Origin of the sequence: Sabulicella glaciei (genome assembly GCF_026183895.1) — a bacterium.
GTDB classification, from domain to species: Bacteria; Pseudomonadota; Alphaproteobacteria; order Acetobacterales; family Acetobacteraceae; genus Roseococcus; species Roseococcus glaciei.
The window spans coordinates 41,940-62,235 of sequence record NZ_JAPFQI010000014.1 but is presented as its reverse complement, the minus strand read 5'-3'; the positions used below and the strand labels follow the sequence as shown (position 1 = coordinate 62,235).

Sequence of the window (20,296 nt, the reverse complement as noted above, 5' to 3'; positions counted from 1 at the left end):
GAAACCATGCGGATGATTGCGTTCCCCGATGGGCGCGAGGTGCCGGCGCTGGGCCAGGGCACCTGGCGCATGGGCGAGGACCCGACACGCCGGCAGGAGGAGGTGGCGCGCCTGCGCGAGGGCATCGAGCGTGGGTTCTCGCTGATCGACACCGCCGAGATGTATGGCGAGGGCGAAAGCGAGCGCGTGGTGGGCGAGGCCATCGCCGGGCAGCGCGAGCACGTCTTCCTGGTCAGCAAGTTCTATCCCTGGAACGCGTCCCGCCGCGCCGTGCCGCAGGCCTGCGCGCGCTCGCTGAAGCGCCTCGGCGTGGAACAGCTGGACCTCTATTTGCTGCACTGGCGCGGCGACACGCCCCTGGAGGAGACGGCCGAGGCGCTGGAGAAGCTGCGCGAGGCTGGCGACATCGCCGCCTGGGGCGTCAGCAACCTTGATGTCGACGACCTGGAGGAGCTGGGGCCGGACCTCGCGCGCTGCGCCACGGACCAGGTGCTGCTGAACCTCGAGCATCGCGGTGCGGAGTTCGACCTGCTGCCCTTCTGCCGGAAGCAGGGCATGCCGGTCATGGCCTACTCGCCCGTGGGGCAGGGCGGCAGGCTGCTGCGCCACAAGGCGCTGCGCGCGGTGGCCGAGGCGCGCGGCGTCACCCCCGCGCAGGTGGCGCTGGCCTGGGTGCTAGGACACGAAGGGGTGATCGCCATCCCCAAGGCGACGAGCCTCGGGCACCTGCGCGAGAATGCGGAAGCCGCTGCGATGGTGCTGACGCCGGAGGAGCGGGCGGCGCTGGATGCCGCCTTCCCGCCGCCCCGGCGCAAGCAGTCGCTGGCGATGCTGTGAGGCCTCAGCCTTCGGAGGTGGAGAGCTTCAGCACGACGATGCCCGCGAGGATCAGCGTCGCGCCCGCGATGCGGCCCGGCGTCGCCGCCTCGCCCAGCACGAGGATGCCGAGCAGGAAGGCGCCCGCCGCGCCGATGCCGGTCCAGACCGCATAGGCGGTGCCGAGCGGCAGGGTCCGCATCGCGATGGCCAGCAGCACGACGCTGGCCAGCATCGCCACCAGCGTGACGCCCGTGTCGAAGGGGCGGGTGAAGCCCTCCGACCGCTTCATGGAGAACGCCCACAGGATCTCGAGCAGGCCGGCGAGCAGCAACAGAATCCAGGCCATGCCGGCCCTCCTTTCAAAGGGCCGGGCCGTCCCGGGCTTGGGGACCCGCGCTCGTGGCGCGGGCGGGGGACGTGGCCCCCTGTCAGGCGGTCAGGCCTCGACCTGCTCGACCGCCACCACCTCGGGAATGTAGTGGCGGAGCATGTTCTCCACCCCGTGCTTCAGCGTGGCGCGGGAGGAGGGGCAGCCCGAGCAGGCGCCCTGCATCTTCAGCCGCACGATGCCGTCGCGGAAGCCGCGGAACACGATGTCGCCGCCATCCCCGGCCACGGCTGGGCGCACGCGCGTGTCGAGCAATTCCTTGATCTGGGCCACGGCCTCGGCATCGGCGGGGTCGAAATCCTCCTCGCCCGCCTCGTCGGCGCCCTCGATCACGGGCAGCCCGGCCATGAAATGCTCCATGATCGCGCCCAGGACCTGCGGGCGCAGCGCCTGCCAGTCGAAATCGTCGCCCTTGGTGACGGTCACGAAGTCGGCGCCCAGGAAGACGCGCGCCACGCCGGGCAGGGCGAGCAGGCGATGCGCCAGGAAGGAGCGCGTGGTGTCGTCGCCCGCCACGAAATCGGCCGTGCCGGCGGCGCCCATCACGTCCCGGCCAGGCAGGAACTTCAGGGTCGCGGGGTTGGGGGTGCCTTCGGTCTCGATGAACATGGCGCGTCCTTGGCTGGCTAGGTCGATCCCGACCGATGTGGTCCGCTTTGCGCCGAGGTGCAAGTCGCGCCCCGGTCGCCCCTGGCATGAGGCTTGCGAGGCCCTGTCACCCACGATGGCGAGGGCCGCCGCGCATGATCTTCCCTGTCAACGATCCCATTCGCCTGGCCTTCCGCCCGGCCGGCAGCGCCGACCTGCCCGCGCCCGCCGATGGCGGCCCGCCGCTGGACGGGGACCAGGCCATTCCCATCCCCGGCGAGATCACCTTCGACGAGGTGGTGGAGGGGCTGAACCCGCTGCACCACCTGCCGGGGGTGGGCATGATCTACCGGGCGGCGACGGGCGCGCAGATCCACCCGCTGATGCGCGTCCTCGGCGGCGCGGTCACGGGCGGGCCGCTCGGCATGGCGATGGCCGGGGTAATGGCCTTCGTGGAGATGAGCCAGCCGCTGGACCGCATCCGCGCCGGGCTGGAAGGGCGGCCGGACCCCTGGCTGGACGCGCCGCCCGCCGCAGCCCTGGCCTCGGCGCGCAATGCGACCGAGGCCTACGCGAGATGGGCGCGCGACCACGCCGCGCCGCGGACCGCCCTGGCCTAGAGGGCGATCCGCGCCCCGAAGATCGCCGAGCCGACGCGCACATGCGTCGCCCCTTCCTCGATCGCCGCCTCGAAATCGCCGCTCATGCCCATGGAAAGCACCGGCAGGCCGAACTCGCCTCCCAGGGCGGCCAGGGTGCGGAAATGCGGGCGGGGATCCTCCTCCGCCGGGGGGATGCACATCAGGCCGCGCACCGGCAGGCGCCATTCCTCCAGGCAACGGCGGATGAAGCCCGGCGCCTCCTCCCGCGCCACCCCCGATTTCTGCGGCTCGTCGCCCGTGTTCACCTGGACCAGGAAGTCCGGCCGGCGCGCTTCCTTCTGCATGGCCTCGGCCAGCGCCTCGGCGAGGCGGGGGCGGTCCAGGCTTTCGATCACGTCGGCGACGCGCACGGCATCGCGCGCCTTGTTGGTCTGCAGGCCGCCGATGATGTGCAGGCGCAGCCCCGGATGGGCCGCGCGCAGCGCCGGGAACTTGCCTTGCGCCTCCTGCACCCGGTTCTCGCCGAAGACGTGCTGGCCTTCCGCCAGCGCCTCCTCGACCGCCGAGGCCGGATGGGTCTTGGACACGGCCACCAGGGTGACGCTGCCCGGGGCGCGGCCGGCCCGCGCGCTGGCGGCCTCGATTCGCTCGCGCAGCCGGGCCAGATTGGCGCGGATGGATTCGGTCATGCGCGGGAGGATAGGGCAGGGCAGGGCGGTGCCGCGAATCTGGCTGCTCACCGACCGGGCGCGCCTGCCGGACCCGACCAAGCTTCTCCGTCGCCTTCCCCGAGGGGCGGCGGTGCTGCTGCGCGACATGGACCGGGAAGGGGCGATCCGCGTGGCCCGGCTGTGCCGGACCCGGCGACTGCGCGTCATGGTGCAGGAGGATGGGCGCCTTGCCCTCGCGGCGCGGGCGGGGTTGCACGTGCCGGATCGGCGGGGGGCGCGTCATCTCCTGCCCTTCCTGTTGAACCGGCGCGGGCGCCTGTTGACCGTTGCGGTGCATGGCCGGGCCGGCTTGGCGCGGGCGCGGCGACTGCATGCGGATGCTGCGCTGGTTTCCCCGGCCTTCCCGACGCGAAGCCATCCGGGCGCGCCGGCGCTTGGTCCGCTGCGCTGGCGGGCCCTGACCCGGGCACTGCCTTGTCCCGCCATCGCATTGGGCGGCATGGATGCCGGGCGTTCCCGCCAACTGGGTCCACGCGCCGCAGGTTGGGCGGCGATCGATGCCTGGGGGTGCCGCAGGGGCCTGTGTTCTCTCCGCCACAGTGTGTGACGGATGTCGCGCCACCCCCGGAAACCCGGTTGCCGCCTCCCGCTACCGGAACGCATAGTCGGCGCGGACCCAGGTGATGGCCGGCTTGCCATCGCGCTCCGCTTCCGGGCGGGGGCAGGCATCGTCGGGGTCACCGCCCATCCGTCGGATGGGGGGTCAGGGGAACAAGCCGGGCGTGCCCGGCGCGTGAGGAGAGTGTAACATGCGCAAGATTTTGCTGGGCACGACGGCGGTCGTCTCGGCGGTCGTCGGCGCCGCCGTCATGGCGCCGGAGGCCTCCGCCCAACAGGCCCCGACGGTCCGCATCGGCGGGTCGATCCAGGCCTACTGGGGCTACATTCAGCAGAGCGGTCAGCAGTCCGATCCGGGCTGGTCGCCCACGACGCCGATCGGCGTTCCGGGCGCCAATGGCGGCGGCGCGGCCGCGGCCCCGACGGGCCCCACCGGCGCCTTCGGCCGCCTCGGCAAGCATGACTTCGTGACCATCCCGCAGTTCAGCGTGATCGTGACGGGCAAGCTGGCCAACGGCATCACCTACGGCGGCAACATCGACCTGACGTTCAACAACCAGGAGAGCCGCGCGGTCATCAACCGCAACGTCGGCGTCTCGCGCTCCGCCCCGGCGGTTGACGAGGCCTACGTGTTCATCGCCCACCCGCGCCTCGGCCAGATTCGCTTCGGCGACGAGGACGGCGTCATGGGCGGCCTGATGAACTCGGGCTGGATCACGGGCTTCGGCACGGGTGGCGTGTTCGGCGTGTGGGAGAACTTCCAGACCCGCCAGAACGGCAACCGTACGCAGACGGCGCCGGGCGGTCTCGGTGACAACTCCAAGATCGTCTACATGACCCCGCAGTTCTTCGGGTTCGACTTCGGCGCGTCCTACGCCCCGAACTTCGGCTCGATGGGTCAGCACGGCTGTATCTCCGACGCCGTCAACACCTTCTGCGACCGCGCCTATGCGTTCCGTGGCGCCACCGACGCCGCCATCCCGGTTCGTGGTGGTGAGCTCGCGGCCCGCCGCAACGAGTGGCAGGTCGCGGCGCGCTGGCGCGGCAACCTGGCCGGCGTCGGTCTGGCGGCCACCGCGGGCTACATCGGCTCCGGCACCGCGCTCGACATGACGCTCGACAACCGCCAGATTCGCACCCTGAACGGTCTGGATGTGTGGCAGGTCGGCGTGCAGGCCTCGTACATGGGCTTCACGGCTGGTGCGGCCTATTTCCGCGGCAACACCAACTTCTTCTGGGGCAACACGATCCGTGGCTCGCGCCCGGGTGAGCAGCTGACGGCCGGTCTCGCCTACACCGCCGGTCCGCTGACGGTCGGCGCGAACTTCATGAGCGGCCTGTTCGAGGGCAACGGTCCGAGCACCTTCGACCCGACCACGGGCGCAGTGACGCGGAACGCCACGGCGGGCCGTGCGCGGATGCGCCGCTGGGGCATGGGCGTCGGCGCCAACTACACGCTGGCTCCGGGCCTGAGCCTGATCGCCGAGTACGTGCACCACTCGATCCGCGAGCAGGGTACGGACCAGGACGTGGGTCGCGCGGGTCCGCAGAACCGCGGCTACTCCAACACCTTCATCCTCGGTACGCGCCTGGCCTTCTGAGCCAGTCGCTCCGGGAACGGAGTGTCTCCGGGGGCGGCGAGGGTTTCCTCGCCGCCCCTTTTCTTTTTCCGCCGGCGCCTCTAACGAGGGGCGCCATGTCGCACATCCGCAAGAACGCCCTCGCGCTCACCGCCGTCGCGGCGCTGCTCGCCGCCTGCAGCAACAGCCGTTTCGTCGGGAACGAGGAATACGGCACCGACAACCAGCGCGAGATGATCCTGCGCCAGACCGGCGGCGACCCCGGCGCCTCGGGCCTCGTCGTGTTCGGGGTGGACCGTTCGCGTCAGAACCAGGCGGCCGGCGGCGGCGGCGCGGGCATGACCGTGAACGCCTTCCTGTGGCGCGCCACGCTCGACACCCTGTCCTTCATGCCGCTGGCCAGCGCCGACCCGTTTGGCGGCGTCATCATCACCGACTGGTACACGCCCCCCGCCGCCGAGGGCGAGCGCTTCAAGGCCACCGCCTATGTCACGACGCGCCAGCTTCGCTCCGACGGCGTGCGGGTCCAGGTCTTCCGGCAGGTGAACCAGCGCGGCGCCTGGGTGGACGCCCCCACCTCCGCCGCCACCAACTCAGAGCTGGAAGACCGCGTCCTCGCCCGCGCGCGGGAGCTGCGCTCCCAGTCCGCCGGGCTTCGCTAGGCCGCGCTCACTCCACCCGCACGCCGGAGAAGCGCACCAGCTCCGCATGGCGCGCCAGCTCGGCGTCCAGCAGCGTGGCGAGCTGCTCCGGCTCGCCGCCGATGATGTCGAGTCCTTGCGCCTCCATCCGTGCGCGGCTTTCGGGCGCGGTCAGGATCTCGTTCACCAGCCGGTTCATCGTCGCCACGATCGGCGCCGGCGTGCCGCGCGGCGCCATGATGCAGAACCAGGAGCCGAACTCCAGGCCGGGCATTCCCAGCTCCGCCGTGGTCGGCACGTCGGGCAGCACGGAGGAGCGGCGGTCGGACAGGATGGCGACCGGCGTCACCTGCCCGCCGCGCACCTGGGGCGCCGCCCCCGTCACCAGGTTGAACATCAGCTGGATGCGCCCGGTGAACAGGTCGGTGAATCCCTGCTGGATGGTGGCGTAGGGGACGTGGGACATCTCCGTCCCCGTGCGCTGGCGGTACAACTCCCCCGCGAGGTGCATGGAGGAGCCATTGCCCGAGGAGCCGAAGGAGAGTGCCCCCGGTTCCCTCCGCAGCCGCGCCGTCAGCTCCTCCAGCGTGCGGACGCCGATCCCGTTGGTGACGACCAGGATGTTGGGCACGTTGCCCAGCAGGATCACCGGCTCGAAGTCGCGCTTCGGGTCGAAGCTCAGCTCGCGGTAGAGCGCCGGGCTGGTCGCCAGCGTCCCGGACCAGGAGAACAGGAAGGTGTGGCCGTCCGGCGCGGCGCGGGCCACGGCGGTGGCGCCCACGTTGCCGTTGGCGCCGGGCCGGTTCTCCACCAGCGTGCGCTGCGGCAGGCGCTTGTCCAGCTCGATGGCCAGCAGCCGCGCGATGGTGTCTGCCGTTCCCGCGCCGCCGGCCGCCGGCACGACGAGGCGGATCGGACGATCCGGCCAGCCGGCAGGAAGGGCCTGCGCCGCGGCGGCAGCCGGCATTCCGGCGATGCCGGCGAGGAGGTGGCGGCGGGACGGAAGGGGCATGGCGCTTCCTTTCAAGGGATTCGCCCCGCATGCTGCCGCGCTGTCGCCTCTCGCGCCACCGATTTGCGGCGCCGCAGCGCGAATGACAGGATAGCTGTCCCTTCAACCCGCACGGACCCATGATGAACCACGCCGCCCGTCCCGCCCCGCCACCCGGCCTCTTGGCCCTGGAGCGCCGCGTGGCCGCAGACCTGGAGGCGCTGACGCTGCCGCCGAAGCCCTGGGTGCCGCGGCTGGAGCGCAACGGCGAGGCGGTGCTGGACGTGGCGGTGGTGGGCGCCGGGATGAACGGCATCGCCGCCGCCGGCACCCTGATCTTCAAGGGGATCGGCAACGTCCTCCTGCTGGACGAGAACCCGCCGGGGCTGGAAGGTCCCTGGGTAACCTGGGCGCGCATGGACACGCTGCGCTCGCCCAAGACCCTGGCCGGCCCCTGCTTCGGCATCCCCAGCCTCACCTTCCGCGCCTGGTACACGGCCTCGCGGGGCGAGGCGGCGTGGGAGGCGCTCTACAAGATCCCGAATGCCGTGTGGCAGGACTACCTGTCCTGGCTGCAGCGCGTCCTGGCCCTGCCGGTGCGCCACCGGACCAAGGTGACGCGCATCGTCCCGGAAGAGGGCGTGCTGCGCCTTCTCTTCGCGGACGGCGCCTCGTTGCTGGCGCGGCGCGTCGTGCTGGCCACGGGGCGCGCCGGGTCGGGCGGGCTGGCCCTGCCGGAGGTAGTGGACCGCTCGCTCTGGCCCGACCTCGCCGCCCATGCCAACGCGCCCATCGATTTCGAGCGGCTTCGCGGCAAGCGGGTCGCGGTGATCGGCGGCGGCGCCTCGGCTTGGGACAACGCGGCGACGGCGCTGGAGCGCGGTGCGAAGGAGGCGACGCTCTACGTGCGCCGGACGCATCTGCCGCAGATCAACAAGGGGCGCGGCTCGGCCGGGCCGGGATACCAGCTGGGCTGGGGCGACCTGGACGACGCCTCCCGCTGGCTGCTCGTGACCTACATGTACGACAACCAGTCGCCCCCGCCGCACGAGACGGTGCACCGCGCCCTGCGCCTGCCGGGCTTCGGCATCCAGCTCGGCGCCCCCACCCTGGCGACGCGGCGCGAGGGAGACGAGGTGGTGCTGACCCTGGGCGGTGCGGAGCCGCGCGAGGTGCGCGCCGACTTCCTGATCGCCGGCACGGGATTCCGCGTGGACCTCGACCACGTGCCAGAGCTGGCCGGGCTGGCGCCGCACATCGCCCGCTGGGGCGATTGCTACGTGCCGCCCGACCATTTGCGCCGTCCGGAGATGGAAGCCTTCCCCTATCTTGGCCGCGCCTTCGAGCTGACGCCCAAGGGCGAGGCCGCGCCGGAGGAGATCGGGCGCATCCACCTGCTCAGCTACGGCGCCCATGCCAGCCATGGCGGCATTGCCAGCGACATCCCCGGCGTGGCGGCGGCCTCCGAGCGGCTGGCCAACGGCATCGCCGCGCATTTCTTCCGCGAGGACCAGGAGGCGGTGCGCGCCGAGCTCGCCGCCTTTGACGAGCCGGAGCTGGAAACCACGCCCTTCTTCATCCCGCGTGGCTGAGGCATCCTCCGCCCCGCACAGAGCCAAGGACCGGGAACGCATGCAGGACGTGGTGGACGAGATCGCGGGGATCGCCGAGGGCAGCACGCTCCACGCGCTGAGGGCGATGCGGCCCGATGTGCGGGCCGCGACCTCCGGCAGTGAGGAGGCGATCTTCCGCGGCCCCTCCGGGCTTTCGGAGGGCGAGCGCCATGCCGTCGCCGCCCATGTCGCGCGGCTGCACGGCGATGCCCGGCTGGAAGCACGCCATGCCGCCCTGGCCGAGGAATCGCCGCGCCTCGACGCCATGCGCCGCTTCGCCGACCTGCTGACGCTGCGGACCGACCAAGCGAACCCGCAGGCGATCCGCGCGCTGGAGCAGGCGGGGCTGGCGCCGCGCGACATCGTCATGCTGGCGCAGCTTGTGGCCTTCATCGCCTATGCCACGCGCATGGCGACGGCGCTGGACCTGCTGGACGGCAAGCCGGGCGCCGGCGGAACGGAGGTGAGGCTGGCGCCGCAATCTCCCGGCACGGCGGATTTCGGCTTCACCTCGGACTCGCTGGACTGGGACAGCTGGGTGCCGGTGCTGGACGTGGCGGAGGCCACACCGGAGCAGCTGGCCATCCTCGACGCCAGCCACGCCAGCGCCCGCACCTCGCCCTACTACCTGCTGCTGGTGCAGGAGCCGGCGGTGCTGCGCGAGCGCTCAAAGCTGTTCAACACCATCATGTACGGCCCGCGCGGTGCCTCCCGCGCCGAGCGCGAGCTGGCGAGCGTCGCGGAAAGCCGGGTGAATGGCTGCCCCTACTGTGCCTCGGTCCATGCCCAGCGATGGGTCCAGCTCAAGGGCGACCCGGAGGTGATGGAGCGCATCCTCCGGGAGGGCGTCTCCACCGACATGCCTCCCCGGCTGCGCGCCATCGTGGATTTCGCCGTGCGCCTTTCGGCCGCCCCGGCGGCGGCGACCCAGGAGGACATCGCGGCGCTGCGCGAACAGGGCCTGGCCGATGCCGAGATCCTCGACATCGCGGCCGCCGTGGCGATGTTCGCCTGGGCCAACCGGCTGATGCAGACCCTGGGCGAGCCGGTCCGGAAGGCCACGGGAAGCGCCGCGGCTTGACCCGGTGGGCGGTGCCCGTCAGGTTCCGCCCATCGCCATGCTGCTGCTCATCGACAACTACGACAGCTTCACCTGGAACCTCGTGCACTTCCTGGGCGACCTGGGGGCCGAGGTGGAGGTGGTCCGCAACGACGCGCTGACGCCCGCCGAGGCGCTGGCCCGCCGTCCCGCCGGGGTGATCCTGTCCCCCGGCCCCTGCACGCCCAACGAGGCCGGGATCTGCCTCGACCTGATTGCCGCCTGCGCCGAGGCACGGATGCCGCTTCTGGGCGTCTGCCTGGGCCACCAGGCCATCGGCCAGGCCTTTGGCGGCGAGGTGGTCCGCGCCCCGGTGCCGGTGCACGGCAAGGTGTGGGACGTGGTGCATGAGGGGCAGGGGGTCTTCGCCGGCCTGCCCAGCCCCTTCCGGGCGACCCGCTATCATTCCCTGGTGGTGAAGCGGGAAACCCTTCCCAATTCCCTCGTCGCCACGGCGGAAACGGAGGACGGGCTGGTGATGGGCCTGTCCCATGCCGAGCTGCCGATCCACGGCGTGCAGTTCCACCCCGAAAGCATCGCCAGCGAGCACGGGCACCGCATCCTCGGCAACTTCCTGGCCGGAACAAAGGCCCCGGCATGATCGGGCTGAAGCCCGTCCTCGCCCGCCTCGCCGATGGGGAGACCCTGGCGGAGACGGAGGCCGAGGCTGCCTTCGCCGTCATCATGGCGGGCGAGGCGACCCCGGCGCAGATCGCCGGGCTGCTGATGGCCATGCGCGTGCGCGGCGAGACGGTGGCGGAGATGACCGGCGCCGTCCGCGCCATGCGCGCCCGCATGACGGCGGTCGAGGCGCCGGACGGTGCCATCGACATCGTCGGCACGGGGGGCGACTCCTCGGGTAGCCTGAACATCTCCACCGCCGCCGCGCTCGTGGTGGCCGGGTGCGGGGTTCCGGTTGCCAAGCACGGCAACCGGGCGCTTTCCTCCAAGTCGGGCGCGGCGGACGCGCTGTCGGCGCTGGGCGTCAACCTGGACGTGCCGATGGACCGCCTGCCGGAGGTCATCGCCAAGGCGGGGCTGGCCTTCCTGATGGCGCCGCGCCACCACGCTGCGCTGCGCCACGCCGGCGGCGCCCGGGTGGAGCTGGGCACCCGCACCATCTTCAACCTGCTCGGCCCGCTGGCGAACCCGGCCCGCGTGACGCGGCAGCTGACCGGTGCCTTCCATTCGCGCTGGCTCCGCCCCATGGCCGAGACCCTGGCGCGGCTGGGCACGGAGCGCGCCTGGCTGGTGCACGGCCAGGGCCTCGACGAGCTCGCCCTGTCCGGCCCTTCCGAGGTGGTGGAGCTGCGCGACGGCGCGCTGCGCCACTTCACCGTCTCGCCGGAGGAGGCGGGCCTCACCCCGGCTCCGCCCGAGGCGGTCCGCGGCGGCGACCCGGCGGAGAACGCGGCCGCCCTGCTCGCCCTGCTGGAGGGCGCCCCCGGCCCCTATCGCGACGTGGTCCGCCTCAACGCCGGCGCTGCGCTCCTTGTCGCCGGTCGCTGTGCCACCCTTCGCGAGGGTGCGGCGTTGGCGGCGGAGAGCATCGACACCGGCCGCGCGCGCGAGGCGCTGGAGAAGCTCCGCCGCGCCACCCACATCCAAGAACCCGAGCATGCCTGACACCACCGTCCCGGACGCCCTCGCGACCATCATCGGCGCCAAGCACATCGAGGTGCGGGAGGGGCTGCGCGCCACCTCCCTCGCCGAGATGGAGCGGCTGGCCAAGGCGGCCGAGCCGCCGCGCGACTTCCAGGGCGCGCTCTGCACCACGGTCGCGCAGGGCCGCACCGGGCTGATCGCCGAGATGAAGCGCCGCTCCCCCTCCGGCGGCGAGATCCGCCCGGGCTTCGACCCGGCGCAGCTGGCGCGCATCTACGAGGCGGCGGGCGCCACCTGCCTGTCCGTCCTGACCGACGAGAAGTGGTTCGGTGGCCATCCGGACGACCTCAAGGCCGCCCGCGCCGCCTGCGCCCTGCCGGCGCTGCGCAAGGACTTCCTGGTCCACCCGTGGCAGGTCTTCGAATCCCGCGCCATGGGCGCCGACGCCGTGCTGCTCATCATGGCGGCGCTGAGCGACGAGCAGGCGGTGGAGCTGGAGGAGATCGCCCGCTCCCTCGACATGGCCGTGCTGGCCGAGGTCCATGACGAGCGGGAGATGGAGCGGGCGCTCGGCCTGCAGACGCGGCTGATCGGCGTGAACAACCGCAACCTGAAGACGCTGACCACCGACCTCGCCACCTCCGAGACGCTGGTGCCGCGCATCCCGGCCGACCGCATTCCGGTGGCGGAAAGCGGCATCCGCACCGCCGCCGACGTCCATCGGATGGCCAAGGCCGGCGCCTTCTGCATCCTGGTCGGCGAGCACCTGCTGCGCCAGCCCGACCTCGGCGCCGCCACCACCGCCCTGCTGGCGGCATGAGCGGCCTCACCCATTTCGACGGCGAGGGCCGCGCCGTCATGGTGGATGTGGGCGGCAAGGACATCACCCAGCGCCGCGCCGTGGCCGAGGCCCGCGTGGTGATGCAGCCCGAGACCCTCGCGCTGATCCGCTCCGGCGGCGCGAAGAAGGGCGACGTGCTGGGCGTCGCGCGGCTGGCCGGCATCATGGGGGCCAAGCGCACCGCTGACCTCATCCCGCTTTGCCATCCGCTGGCGCTGGACAAGGTGACGCTCGACCTCACGCCCGAGGGCGATGCTTCCATCCGCATCGAGGCGACGGTGGCCTGCACCGGTCGGACGGGGGTGGAGATGGAGGCGCTGACCGCCGCCTCCGTCGCCGCGCTCACCGTCTACGACATGTGCAAGGCGGTGGACCGCTCGATGCGGATCGAGGGGCTGCGCCTGCTGGAAAAGGAAGGCGGGCGCTCGGGGCGCTGGAGCGCCGCATGATCCCGGTCGAGGAGGCGCGGCGCCGCATCCTCGCGGGCTTCGCCCCCACGGGGCCGGAAACGATCCCGGTGGGCCAGGGCAGGGCGCGCGTCCTCCAGGCGCCGCTGCACGCCCGCCGCACCCAGCCCCCCGCCGATGTTTCCGCCATGGATGGCTACGCGCTGCGCGCGGGCGAGGCGACGCTCGGCGCCGTGCTGCGCGTGGCGGGGGAAAGCGCCGCCGGGCACCCCTTTGCCGGGTCCTTCGGCGCGGGCGAGGCGGTTCGCATCTCGACCGGCGCCTTCGTGCCGGAAGAGGCCGATGCCATCCTTCTCCAGGAGGACGCGACGCGCGAAGGCGACCGCATCACGGTGAACGAGGCGCCGCGCCCCGGGCGCTGGATCCGGCGCGAAGGGCTCGACTTCGCCGAGGGCCAGGCGCTGCTGGAAGCCGGACGGCGGCTTTCCGCCCGCGACGTGGGGCTGGCGGCGGCCTGCGGTCATGCCTGGCTGTCGGTGCATCGCCGCCCGCGCGTCGCCATCCTCGCCACGGGGGACGAGATCGCGTTGCCGGGCGACCCGGTGCCGCCGGGGGGCATCGTGTCCTCCAATTCCTTCATGCTGGCGGCGCTGCTCGAGGCGAACGGGGCGGAGGCGCTGGTGCTGCCCGTCGCCCCGGACGACCCGGCGGCGATCCTGGCGGTGGCGCAGGGCGCCCGCGGCTGCGACCTCCTGCTGACCACAGGCGGGGCCAGCGTGGGCGATCACGACCAGACGGCCGCGGCGCTGGGGCGCCAGGGCTTCAAGCTGGATTTCTGGAAGATCGCCATGCGGCCGGGCAAGCCGCTGATCTTCGGCGACTGGCGCGGCCTGCCGGTCCTCGGCTTCCCGGGCAATCCCGTCTCCACCCTGGTCTGCGCCGTGGTGTTCCTGCTCCCCGCCCTGGCGAGGCTGTCCGGCGCCTCCGCGCCCGGCCTGCCCGTGGTCAGCGCCCGCTGCACCACCGCCCTGCCGGAGAATGACCGCCGCGCCGACCACCTGCGGGCGACCTTGCACCGCGACGTGGGCGAGCTGCGCGTGACCCCGGCCCCGGTGCAGGACAGCTCCATGCTCCGCACCCTGGCGGAGAGCGACGCGCTGATCCTGCGCGCCCCCTTCGCTCCGGCGCTGGAGGCGGGGGCGATGGTGGAAGTGGTGGACCTCGCCGGGCTGGGCGTCTGACGCCTTCCCCCCCGGCGCGCGGAAGGGTATTCCGGGCGGCCATGAACGACATGCCCGAGGGCGCGTCCGCCCAATACGACTTCGCCGCCGCCGAACCCCGCTGGCAGGCGGCCTGGGAGGAGTCGCGCTGCTTCTCCGTCCCCGACGTGCCGCCGGCCGATGCGCGCAAGTACTACGTGCTGGAGATGTTCCCCTACCCCTCGGGCAAGATCCACATGGGGCATGTCCGGAACTACACGCTGGGCGACGTGGTCGCGCGCTACAAGCGCGCCCGCGGCCACCTGGTGATGCACCCGATGGGCTGGGACGCCTTCGGCCTGCCCGCGGAGAACGCGGCGCGGGAGCGCGGCATCCATCCGGGCCAGTGGACCTACAACAACATCGCCAACATGCGCGACGAGCTGAAGCGCATGGGCCTGTCCATCGAGTGGGACCGCGAATTCGCCACCTGCGACCCCGAGTATTACGGCCAGCAGCAGCGCCTTTTCCTGGACTTCCTGCGCGCCGGCCTCGTCGAGCGCAAGGAATCCTTGGTCAACTGGGATCCGGTGGACGGCACGGTGCTGGCGAACGAGCAGGTGATCGACGGTCGCGGCTGGCGCTCCGGCGCGCCGGTCGAGAAGAAGCTGCTGAGCCAGTGGTTCCTGTCCATCACCAAGTTCGCGCCCGAGCTGCTGGACGCGCTGGGCGGCCTCGACCGCTGGCCCGAGCGGGTGAAGCTGATGCAGGCCAACTGGATCGGCCGTTCCGAGGGCGCGCGGGTGCGCTTTCCCATGGCCGAACCCGTGGATGGCGTGGCCGAGGTGGAGGTCTTCACCACCCGCCCCGACACGCTGTTCGGCATGTCCTTCCTGGCCGTCGCCGCCGAGCATCCGCTCGCCGCGGCCGCCGCCGCGCGTGACCCCAGGGCCGCCGAGTTCATCGCCGAGTGCCGCGCACTGGGCACGAGCGAGGCGGTGATCGAGCAGGCGGAGAAGCGGGGCTTCGACACCGGCTTCCGCGTGAAGCACCCCTTCACCGGGGAGGAATACCCGGTCTGGATCGCCAACTTCGTCTTGATGGAATATGGCACGGGCGCGATCTTCGGCTGTCCCTGCGGCGACCAGCGCGACCTCGACTTCGCGCGGAAATACGGCCTGCCCGTGCCTGTCGTGGTGATGCCCAAGGGCGAGGAGGCCGCCGGCTTCCACGTGGGCGACACCGCCTTCACCGGCGACGGCGTCATCGTGAACAGCCGCTTCATGGATGGCATGGACGTCCCCGCCGCCAAGCGCCGCGCCATCGAGGAGCTGGAGCGCCTCCGCGCCGGCGAGGGCGTGGTGAACTGGCGCCTGCGCGACTGGGGCGTGAGCCGCCAGCGCTACTGGGGCTGCCCCATCCCCGTCATCCATTGCGACGAGTGCGGCGTGGTGCCGGTGCCGCCCGACCAGCTTCCGGTGCGCCTGCCGGAGGACGTGGATTTCACGAAGCCTGGCAACCCGCTGGACCATCATCCCAGCTGGAAGCACGTCGGCTGCCCATCCTGCGGCAAGCCGGCCCGGCGCGAGACGGACACCTTCGACACCTTCGTCGACTCGTCCTGGTACTTCGCGCGCTTCTGCTCGCCGCGTGCGGAGCAGCCGGTGACCAGGGCGGCGGTGGATGCCTGGTTGCCGGTCGACCAGTACATCGGCGGCATCGAGCACGCGATCCTGCACTTGCTCTACAGCCGCTTCTTCACCCGCGCGATGAAGGCCGCCGGCCACGTCACCCTGGACGAGCCCTTCGCCGGGCTTTTCACCCAGGGCATGGTGCAGCACGAAAGCTACAAGGGCGCGGACGGGCGCTGGCTCTACCCAGAGGAAATCGAGAAGCGCGCCGACGGCACCGCCATCGTCAAGGGCACGAACGAGCCGGTGACGGTCGGCCGCGTCGAGGCGATGAGCAAGAGCAAGCGCAACACGGTGGACCCGGGCGCGATCATCGCGCGCTACGGCGCCGACACGGCGCGCTGGTTCATCCTCTCGGACAATCCGCCCGAGCGCGACATGGAATGGAGCGAGAGCGGCGTGCAGGGCGCCTTCCGCTTCACCCAGCGCGTCTGGCGCCTCGCCCAGAACCTCGCCGAGGCTGACAAGCCGGACGAGGCGGCGGGACGCAAGCTGCGGGTGGCGACGCACCGCGCCATCGCCGCCGTGACGGAAGCGTGGGAGGGCTTCGCCTTCAACGTCGCCGTCGCGCGGCTGCACGAACTGGCCAACGCCATCGCCGAGGCGCCGGGCGCACCGCTGGCCGCGCGGGAGGAGGCGCTGGAGATGCTGCTGCGCCTCGCCGCGCCCGCCATGCCCCACCTCGCGGAGGAGGTGATGGCACGGCTGCGCCCCGGCGCCGGCCTCGTCGCCCGGATGCCCTGGCCCGAGGCCGATCCGGCGCTGCTCAAGGCGGAAACGGTGACGCTGGCGGTGCAGGTGCTCGGCAAGCTGCGCGCGACCATCGAGGTGCCCGTGGAAGCGACGGACGAGGAGGTCTTCGCCCGCGCCGAGGCGGAGGAGAACGTCCAGCGCGCGCTGGACGGCAAGCCCATCCGCAAGCGCATCCACGTCAAGGGAAGGGTGGTGAACCTTGTCGCATAGGCGCGCCCTGCTGGCGCTGGGCGGGGCCGGGCTGCTGGCCGGCTGCGGCTTCCGCCCGCTCTACGGACCGGACGGGGAACGGCGGGCGCCCGCCACCGACCCGGGCCTCGCAGCGGAGCTGGCGACGGTGCGCGTCGCCCTCATGCCCGAGCGCTTCGGGCAGGTGATGCGCCGCTACCTGCAGCGCCGGCTGGAAGGCAGCCGGCCCGGCACGCCCAGCCGCTACATCCTCTACGTCGCGACGACGAGCGAGGTGGAGCCGCTGGGCTTCCGCCAGGATGGCACCGCCACGCGCGTCCGCACCGTGATGACGGCCAACTGGTCCCTCACCACCGACGCGATCCCGCCCACCCTGGTGGACCAGGGGCGCGAGCGGACGCTGGACGCCTTCAACATCCCCGACCTCCAGTTCTTCGCCGCCGAGGCCTCGCGCGAGGCGATGGACCGGCGCCTGGTGGAGGAGTTGGGCGACCGCGTGGTCGAGGCCGTCGCCCTGTCGCTGCGTCGCCGGCAGGCCACGCCCGGCTGATGGCCGGGAAGCTTGACCCAAGGCGCCTCGCCGCGTTTCTCCAGTCCCCGCCCGAGGATTGCCGCCTCGTCCTCCTTGTCGGCGACGACGAGGGGCTGATCGCCGAGCGCGCCGCCACGCTGGTGCGCGCCGTGGCGGGCGACGATCCGCTCTGCCGCGCCGAGGCGGGCAAGGAGGAGATGCGCGACGCGGGCGCGCTGGCAGCCACCGCCGCCGCCATGCCGCTGATGGGCGGGCGCGTCGCCGTGCGGGTGCGCGACGCCCGCGATGCCTGGGCCGAGGCGGCGCGCCAGGCACTCGGCGGGCCGGGGGCCGGCCTGGTGGTGATGGAGGGCGCCGGGCTCACCGCGCGCTCCAAGCTCCGCACGATCGTGGCCGACCATCCGCGCGGCATGGTGATCGAGTGCTATGCGGAGCGCGGCCGCGACCTCGCCAACAGCATCGGCCGCATCCTCGGCGAACTGGGCGCGGCGGCGGAGCCGGAGGCCTTGGACTGGCTGACCGAGCGCGCCGGCGAGGATCGGCTGGCGCTGCGCCGCGCCCTGGAGGTGCTGGCCCTTCATGCCGAGCCGGGCGCCCGCATCACTGTCGAGGACGCGATGGCGGTGCTGGGCGAGGGCTCGCTGCTCGACCTCGACGAGGCGCTGCTGGCCGCGACGATGGGCGAGGCCGGGGCGGCGGACCGCGCCATCGCCCGCGCCATGGCGGAGGGCGCGAATCCCATTCAGGTCATCCGCGCCGCCTTGCGCCACGTGCAGCGCCTGCACCAAGCCGCGCTGGCGGTGGCGAATGGCGCGAGCCCCGGAGACGCGATCGGCGCGCTGCGTCCGCCCGTGTTCTGGAAAGCCAAGCCGGGCATGGAACGCGCGCTGCGCAAATGGAACCCCGCCCGGCTGGAGGCGCTGGGCGCCGCGCTGCTGCGCGCCGAGCGGCATTGCAAGACGACGGCGCTGCCCGCGGAAACCGTGGCACGCCAGGCGGTGCTGGGAATCACGCGGGGCGCGCGTTAGGCCCTTCGCCGCGGCCACGTCGCCAGCAGCAAGCTCGTCATCATCAGCGCGAAGCCCGCCGCATGGATCGGGCCGAAGCTTTCGCCCAGGAAGATCACCGCCGTCACCGCCGCGCTTGCCGGCAGAAAGGCGGTGAAGGATCCGGCCACCCCCGCCGGTACGCGCCGCAACCCGCCGAACCACAGCAGCAGGCACAAGACGGAGGCGGTGACGGAGTGGAAAACCAGCAGCCCCAGCAACCAAGGGTCCCGCAGCACGGACACCGCACCCATCCCCGGCAGGGCGAAGGGCAGCAGCACCGCCGCCGAGAAGAACTGCATCCAGAGCGAGGCGGTCAGCACCGGCACGCGCCCGGCGACACGCTTGGCCAGCAGCACGTAGATCGCCTCGCCCGCCACGCCGCAGAACACCAGCAGGTTGCCCAGGGCCGAGCCGGCCGATCCGCCGAAGCCCAGCCGCGCCAGGGTGATGGCCGCCATCCCAAGTCCCGCCAGCGCCGCCGCCAGCCATTGCCGCGGCGCCAGGCTTTCCCGCAGCCACAGAAAGGAGCCGAGCGCGACCACGGCGGGAAGCGTCGCCAGCACCAGCCCGCCCTCCAGCGCCGTGGTCAGGCGCAGCCCGGCCAGCAGCCCGGCATTGTAGAGCGCCGTGCCGAACACGGCCTGGAGGAACAGGTTCCGCTTCACCTCGCGCGAGACCGGCACGGGCGGGTCGAGCCATCGCACCAGCGGCAGCAGCAGAGCCACGGCGAGGCAGCAGCGCAGGAAGGCGATCATCGCGATCGGCAGTTGCTCGGCCAGCAGCTTGGCCACGCCCACATTGGCTCCCACCAGGATCATGGAGGCCGCAAGCTGGGCGTAGGCAAGGATCACCGCGGCGTGAAGCGCACCGCGTAGAGCGCCCCTTCCGCCGTGCGCGCCGCGCAGCCCAGGTCGGTCCAGGCACCGGTGGGCGAGAGCCGTGCCTGGCACTCCCCGGTCACCCGCCATTCGCGCGCCATTCCTTCCGTCACCACCCGCACGTAGTCGAGGGTGAGCGTGTAGCTGTCGGCGCTGGCCTGATGGTCGCGCGTGCCGACGAAGTTGATGGCGGAGCGCGGGCCGAAGGGGATGAAGACAAAGGCGCGCCCATCCTCCAGCACCGAATACACGGCGCCGGGCGGGGCGCAGGGCACCTCGCTCTCGCCCAGGCGCAGCGGCGTCGTGCAGCGCCCCGGGATCTCCAGGACGAGGCGCGGCGTCACCGCCTGCGCGGCGGCAAGGCCGGGCAGCAGCATGAGCAGCGCCGCGAGCCGTCTCACGCCTCGCCTTCGCAGCGATAGGGGGACAGGGTGGAAAGGCCTTCCATGCGCTCGCGGATCGCTGGGCGCTCGGCCTCCAGGAATTGCGCGACGGCGCGGCGCAGGCCGGGATGGGCGATGAGGTGCGCGGAATGCGTTTCCACCGGCAGGTAGCCACGCTGGATCTTGTGCTCGCCCTGCGCGCCCGCCTCCACGCGCGGCAGGCCGTGCTCGATGGCGAAGTCGATGGCGCGCAGGTAGCACAGCTCGAAATGGAGGAAGGGAACCTCCTCGACGCAGCCCCAGTTGCGGCCATGCAGCGCGTCGGGCCCCATCAGGTTCAGCGCCCCGGCGACAGGGGTGCCGTCGCGCTCCGCCCACATCATCACGACCTTGTCGCCCATGCGCTCGCCCAGGAGGCGCCAGAAGCGCTCCGTCAGGTAGGCGCCGCCCCAGCGATGCTCCACCGTGTTGCGGTAGAAGCGGTTGAAGGCGCGCCAGTGGGACGGCGTCATCTCCGGCCCGCGCAGGGTGCGGATGGTCAGCCCGCTTTCCTCCACTGCGCGGCGCTCGCGCCGCAGCGTCTTGCGCTTGCGCGAGGACAGCGCGCCCAAAAAGTCCTCGAAGCTCGCATAGCCGCGATTGTGCCAGTGGAACTGCGTGCCGAGGCGCGGCAGCCACCCGCAATTGCCCAGCGCCTCCGCCTCCTCCGCCGTGCAGAAGGTGACATGGACGGAGGAGCATTCGAGCGCCTCCATTGCTTGCCGCATCCCCTCGGCCAATGCGGCCACCGGCACGCCGCCGCGCCGCAGCAGACGCGGTCCCGGCACCGGCGAAAAGGGAGAGGAAACCTGAAGCTTGGGGTAGTAGCGCCCGCCCGCGCGCTCGAACGCATCGGCCCAACCGTGGTCGAAGACGTATTCGCCGTAGGAATGCGCCTTGGCGTAGCAGGGCGCGCAGGCAACCAGGGCGCCGCCTTCGTCGCGCAGGGCGACGTGCTGCGGCAGCCATCCCGTGCGCGGCCCGGTGGAGCCGCTCTCCTCCAGGCACGACAGGAAGGCGTGGGACACGAAGGGATTGCCGTCGTGGCATTCATCCCACTCCTCCGCCGGGATCTCGGCGATGGAAGGGTGCAGGGACAGGCTCAGCGCGGCATCCATGC

At 72.3% G+C, this 20,296-nt stretch carries 22 protein-coding genes; 15 read left to right on the top strand and 7 right to left on the bottom strand.

The features are described from left to right. Positions 1-6: 6 nt before the first annotated feature. Complete coding sequence (locus OF850_RS16195; protein WP_301591346.1) at positions 7-837, top strand: aldo/keto reductase; 831 nt, start codon at positions 7-9, stop codon at positions 835-837. 4 nt (positions 838-841) lie between these two features. Here the strand turns inward: OF850_RS16195 and OF850_RS16190 are convergent, their stop codons facing one another. Continuing rightward, on the bottom strand, positions 842-1,165 hold the full coding sequence (locus tag OF850_RS16190; RefSeq protein WP_301591345.1) for a DMT family transporter: 324 nt from the start codon (positions 1,163-1,165) through the stop codon (positions 842-844). Between the two features lie 90 nt (positions 1,166-1,255). Next, positions 1,256-1,816: a NifU family protein gene (locus OF850_RS16185; protein WP_301591344.1), complete on the bottom strand. Its 561-nt coding sequence runs from the start codon at positions 1,814-1,816 to the stop codon at positions 1,256-1,258. A gap of 134 nt (positions 1,817-1,950) precedes the next feature. Here OF850_RS16185 and OF850_RS16180 point away from each other — a divergent pair, with 134 nt between their 5' ends. Further along, complete coding sequence (locus tag OF850_RS16180) at positions 1,951-2,415, top strand: hypothetical protein (RefSeq protein WP_301591342.1); 465 nt, start codon at positions 1,951-1,953, stop codon at positions 2,413-2,415. Here the strand turns inward: OF850_RS16180 and OF850_RS16175 are convergent. Further along, positions 2,412-3,086, bottom strand: a complete 675-nt coding sequence (locus OF850_RS16175; RefSeq protein ID WP_301591413.1) for a YggS family pyridoxal phosphate-dependent enzyme — start codon at positions 3,084-3,086, stop codon at positions 2,412-2,414. The two genes, OF850_RS16180 and OF850_RS16175, sit on opposite strands and share 4 nt — an antisense overlap. Before the next feature lie 28 nt (positions 3,087-3,114). Between OF850_RS16175 and OF850_RS16170 the strand changes: the two genes are divergently transcribed. The 3 genes from OF850_RS16170 to OF850_RS16160 all read left to right on the top strand — a co-directional run bounded on the left by OF850_RS16170 (position 3,115) and on the right by OF850_RS16160 (position 5,928). Continuing rightward, on the top strand, positions 3,115-3,675 hold the full coding sequence (locus OF850_RS16170; RefSeq protein WP_301591341.1) for a thiamine phosphate synthase: 561 nt from the start codon (positions 3,115-3,117) through the stop codon (positions 3,673-3,675). Between the two features lie 202 nt (positions 3,676-3,877). Further along, positions 3,878-5,287, top strand: a complete 1,410-nt coding sequence (locus OF850_RS16165; protein WP_301591340.1) for a porin — start codon at positions 3,878-3,880, stop codon at positions 5,285-5,287. Between the two features lie 95 nt (positions 5,288-5,382). Next, positions 5,383-5,928 carry a DUF3576 domain-containing protein gene (locus OF850_RS16160; RefSeq protein ID WP_301591339.1) on the top strand — a complete coding sequence of 182 codons (546 nt, stop codon included), beginning with the start codon at positions 5,383-5,385 and terminating at the stop codon, positions 5,926-5,928. Between the two features lie 7 nt (positions 5,929-5,935). On the opposite strand, the gene OF850_RS16155 is transcribed toward OF850_RS16160, so the two are convergent. After that, positions 5,936-6,919, bottom strand: coding sequence for a Bug family tripartite tricarboxylate transporter substrate binding protein (locus OF850_RS16155; RefSeq protein ID WP_301591338.1), 984 nt, complete (start codon positions 6,917-6,919; stop codon positions 5,936-5,938). A 119-nt stretch (positions 6,920-7,038) separates the two neighbouring features. On the opposite strand from OF850_RS16155, the gene OF850_RS16150 reads away from it, so the two are divergent. Genes OF850_RS16150 through holA form a run of 10 tightly spaced genes read left to right on the top strand, consistent with a single transcriptional unit; the run spans position 7,039 to position 17,855 of the window. Then, positions 7,039-8,490 (top strand): FAD/NAD(P)-binding protein, encoded by a 1,452-nt coding sequence (locus OF850_RS16150; RefSeq protein WP_301591337.1) that lies wholly within the window; start codon positions 7,039-7,041, stop codon positions 8,488-8,490. Between the two features lie 40 nt (positions 8,491-8,530). Next, a complete protein-coding gene (locus OF850_RS16145; RefSeq protein WP_301591335.1) occupies positions 8,531-9,592 on the top strand; it encodes a CMD domain-containing protein in 1,062 nt (353 codons plus the stop codon). Between the two features lie 37 nt (positions 9,593-9,629). After that, a complete protein-coding gene (locus tag OF850_RS16140; protein WP_301591333.1) occupies positions 9,630-10,211 on the top strand; it encodes an anthranilate synthase component II in 582 nt (193 codons plus the stop codon). Continuing rightward, positions 10,208-11,236 (top strand): anthranilate phosphoribosyltransferase, encoded by a 1,029-nt coding sequence (gene trpD, locus OF850_RS16135; RefSeq protein ID WP_301591332.1) that lies wholly within the window; start codon positions 10,208-10,210, stop codon positions 11,234-11,236. Before OF850_RS16140 ends, trpD begins: the two co-directional genes overlap by 4 nt. Next, on the top strand, positions 11,229-12,035 hold the full coding sequence (gene trpC / locus OF850_RS16130; protein WP_301591331.1) for an indole-3-glycerol phosphate synthase TrpC: 807 nt from the start codon (positions 11,229-11,231) through the stop codon (positions 12,033-12,035). The genes trpD and trpC overlap by 8 nt, the downstream gene beginning before the upstream one ends. Further along, complete coding sequence (gene moaC, locus OF850_RS16125; RefSeq protein WP_301591330.1) at positions 12,032-12,505, top strand: cyclic pyranopterin monophosphate synthase MoaC; 474 nt, start codon at positions 12,032-12,034, stop codon at positions 12,503-12,505. The genes trpC and moaC overlap by 4 nt, the downstream gene beginning before the upstream one ends. Next, positions 12,502-13,704, top strand: a complete 1,203-nt coding sequence (locus OF850_RS16120; RefSeq protein WP_301591329.1) for a molybdopterin molybdotransferase MoeA — start codon at positions 12,502-12,504, stop codon at positions 13,702-13,704. Before moaC ends, OF850_RS16120 begins: the two co-directional genes overlap by 4 nt. Positions 13,705-13,754: 50 nt before the next feature. Next, positions 13,755-16,316, top strand: coding sequence for a leucine--tRNA ligase (gene leuS / locus OF850_RS16115; RefSeq protein WP_301591412.1), 2,562 nt, complete (start codon positions 13,755-13,757; stop codon positions 16,314-16,316). Further along, positions 16,306-16,845, top strand: coding sequence for an LPS assembly lipoprotein LptE (lptE, locus tag OF850_RS16110; protein ID WP_301591328.1), 540 nt, complete (start codon positions 16,306-16,308; stop codon positions 16,843-16,845). Before leuS ends, lptE begins: the two co-directional genes overlap by 11 nt. Continuing rightward, positions 16,845-17,855, top strand: coding sequence for a DNA polymerase III subunit delta (gene holA, locus OF850_RS16105; protein ID WP_301591327.1), 1,011 nt, complete (start codon positions 16,845-16,847; stop codon positions 17,853-17,855). The genes lptE and holA overlap by 1 nt, the downstream gene beginning before the upstream one ends. On the opposite strand, the gene OF850_RS16100 is transcribed toward holA, so the two are convergent. From OF850_RS16100 to OF850_RS16090, 3 genes are read right to left on the bottom strand one after another with little or no spacing between them, the layout of a single operon-like run. Next, positions 17,852-18,727: a DMT family transporter gene (locus OF850_RS16100; RefSeq protein WP_301591326.1), complete on the bottom strand. Its 876-nt coding sequence runs from the start codon at positions 18,725-18,727 to the stop codon at positions 17,852-17,854. The genes holA and OF850_RS16100 overlap by 4 nt on opposite strands. Next, positions 18,724-19,155, bottom strand: a complete 432-nt coding sequence (locus OF850_RS16095) for a hypothetical protein (protein ID WP_301591325.1) — start codon at positions 19,153-19,155, stop codon at positions 18,724-18,726. The genes OF850_RS16100 and OF850_RS16095 overlap by 4 nt, the downstream gene beginning before the upstream one ends. After that, entirely contained in the window at positions 19,152-20,294 is a 1,143-nt protein-coding gene (locus OF850_RS16090) for a GNAT family N-acetyltransferase (RefSeq protein ID WP_301591324.1), read from the bottom strand. The genes OF850_RS16095 and OF850_RS16090 overlap by 4 nt, the downstream gene beginning before the upstream one ends. Between the last annotated feature and the right edge of the window lie 2 nt (positions 20,295-20,296).

Bases quoted from the DNA above. Each gene is read 5' to 3' on its own strand.
- OF850_RS16140 (WP_301591333.1), top strand. From the start codon at position 9,630: ATGCTGCTGCTCATCGACAACTACGACAGCTTCACCTGGAACCTCGTG.
- OF850_RS16195 (WP_301591346.1), top strand. From the start codon at position 7: ATGCGGATGATTGCGTTCCCCGATGGGCGCGAGGTGCCGGCGCTGGGC.
- OF850_RS16155 (WP_301591338.1), bottom strand. From the start codon at position 6,919: ATGCCCCTTCCGTCCCGCCGCCACCTCCTCGCCGGCATCGCCGGAATG.
- OF850_RS16165 (WP_301591340.1), top strand. From the start codon at position 3,878: ATGCGCAAGATTTTGCTGGGCACGACGGCGGTCGTCTCGGCGGTCGTC.
- OF850_RS16160 (WP_301591339.1), top strand. From the start codon at position 5,383: ATGTCGCACATCCGCAAGAACGCCCTCGCGCTCACCGCCGTCGCGGCG.
- moaC (WP_301591330.1), top strand. From the start codon at position 12,032: ATGAGCGGCCTCACCCATTTCGACGGCGAGGGCCGCGCCGTCATGGTG.
- OF850_RS16150 (WP_301591337.1), top strand. From the start codon at position 7,039: ATGATGAACCACGCCGCCCGTCCCGCCCCGCCACCCGGCCTCTTGGCC.
- OF850_RS16185 (WP_301591344.1), bottom strand. From the start codon at position 1,816: ATGTTCATCGAGACCGAAGGCACCCCCAACCCCGCGACCCTGAAGTTC.
- trpC (WP_301591331.1), top strand. From the start codon at position 11,229: ATGCCTGACACCACCGTCCCGGACGCCCTCGCGACCATCATCGGCGCC.
- holA (WP_301591327.1), top strand. From the start codon at position 16,845: ATGGCCGGGAAGCTTGACCCAAGGCGCCTCGCCGCGTTTCTCCAGTCC.
- leuS (WP_301591412.1), top strand. From the start codon at position 13,755: ATGCCCGAGGGCGCGTCCGCCCAATACGACTTCGCCGCCGCCGAACCC.
- OF850_RS16190 (WP_301591345.1), bottom strand. From the start codon at position 1,165: ATGGCCTGGATTCTGTTGCTGCTCGCCGGCCTGCTCGAGATCCTGTGG.
- OF850_RS16090 (WP_301591324.1), bottom strand. From the start codon at position 20,294: ATGGATGCCGCGCTGAGCCTGTCCCTGCACCCTTCCATCGCCGAGATC.
- OF850_RS16120 (WP_301591329.1), top strand. From the start codon at position 12,502: ATGATCCCGGTCGAGGAGGCGCGGCGCCGCATCCTCGCGGGCTTCGCC.
- OF850_RS16145 (WP_301591335.1), top strand. From the start codon at position 8,531: ATGCAGGACGTGGTGGACGAGATCGCGGGGATCGCCGAGGGCAGCACG.
- OF850_RS16180 (WP_301591342.1), top strand. From the start codon at position 1,951: ATGATCTTCCCTGTCAACGATCCCATTCGCCTGGCCTTCCGCCCGGCC.
- OF850_RS16175 (WP_301591413.1), bottom strand. From the start codon at position 3,086: ATGACCGAATCCATCCGCGCCAATCTGGCCCGGCTGCGCGAGCGAATC.
- trpD (WP_301591332.1), top strand. From the start codon at position 10,208: ATGATCGGGCTGAAGCCCGTCCTCGCCCGCCTCGCCGATGGGGAGACC.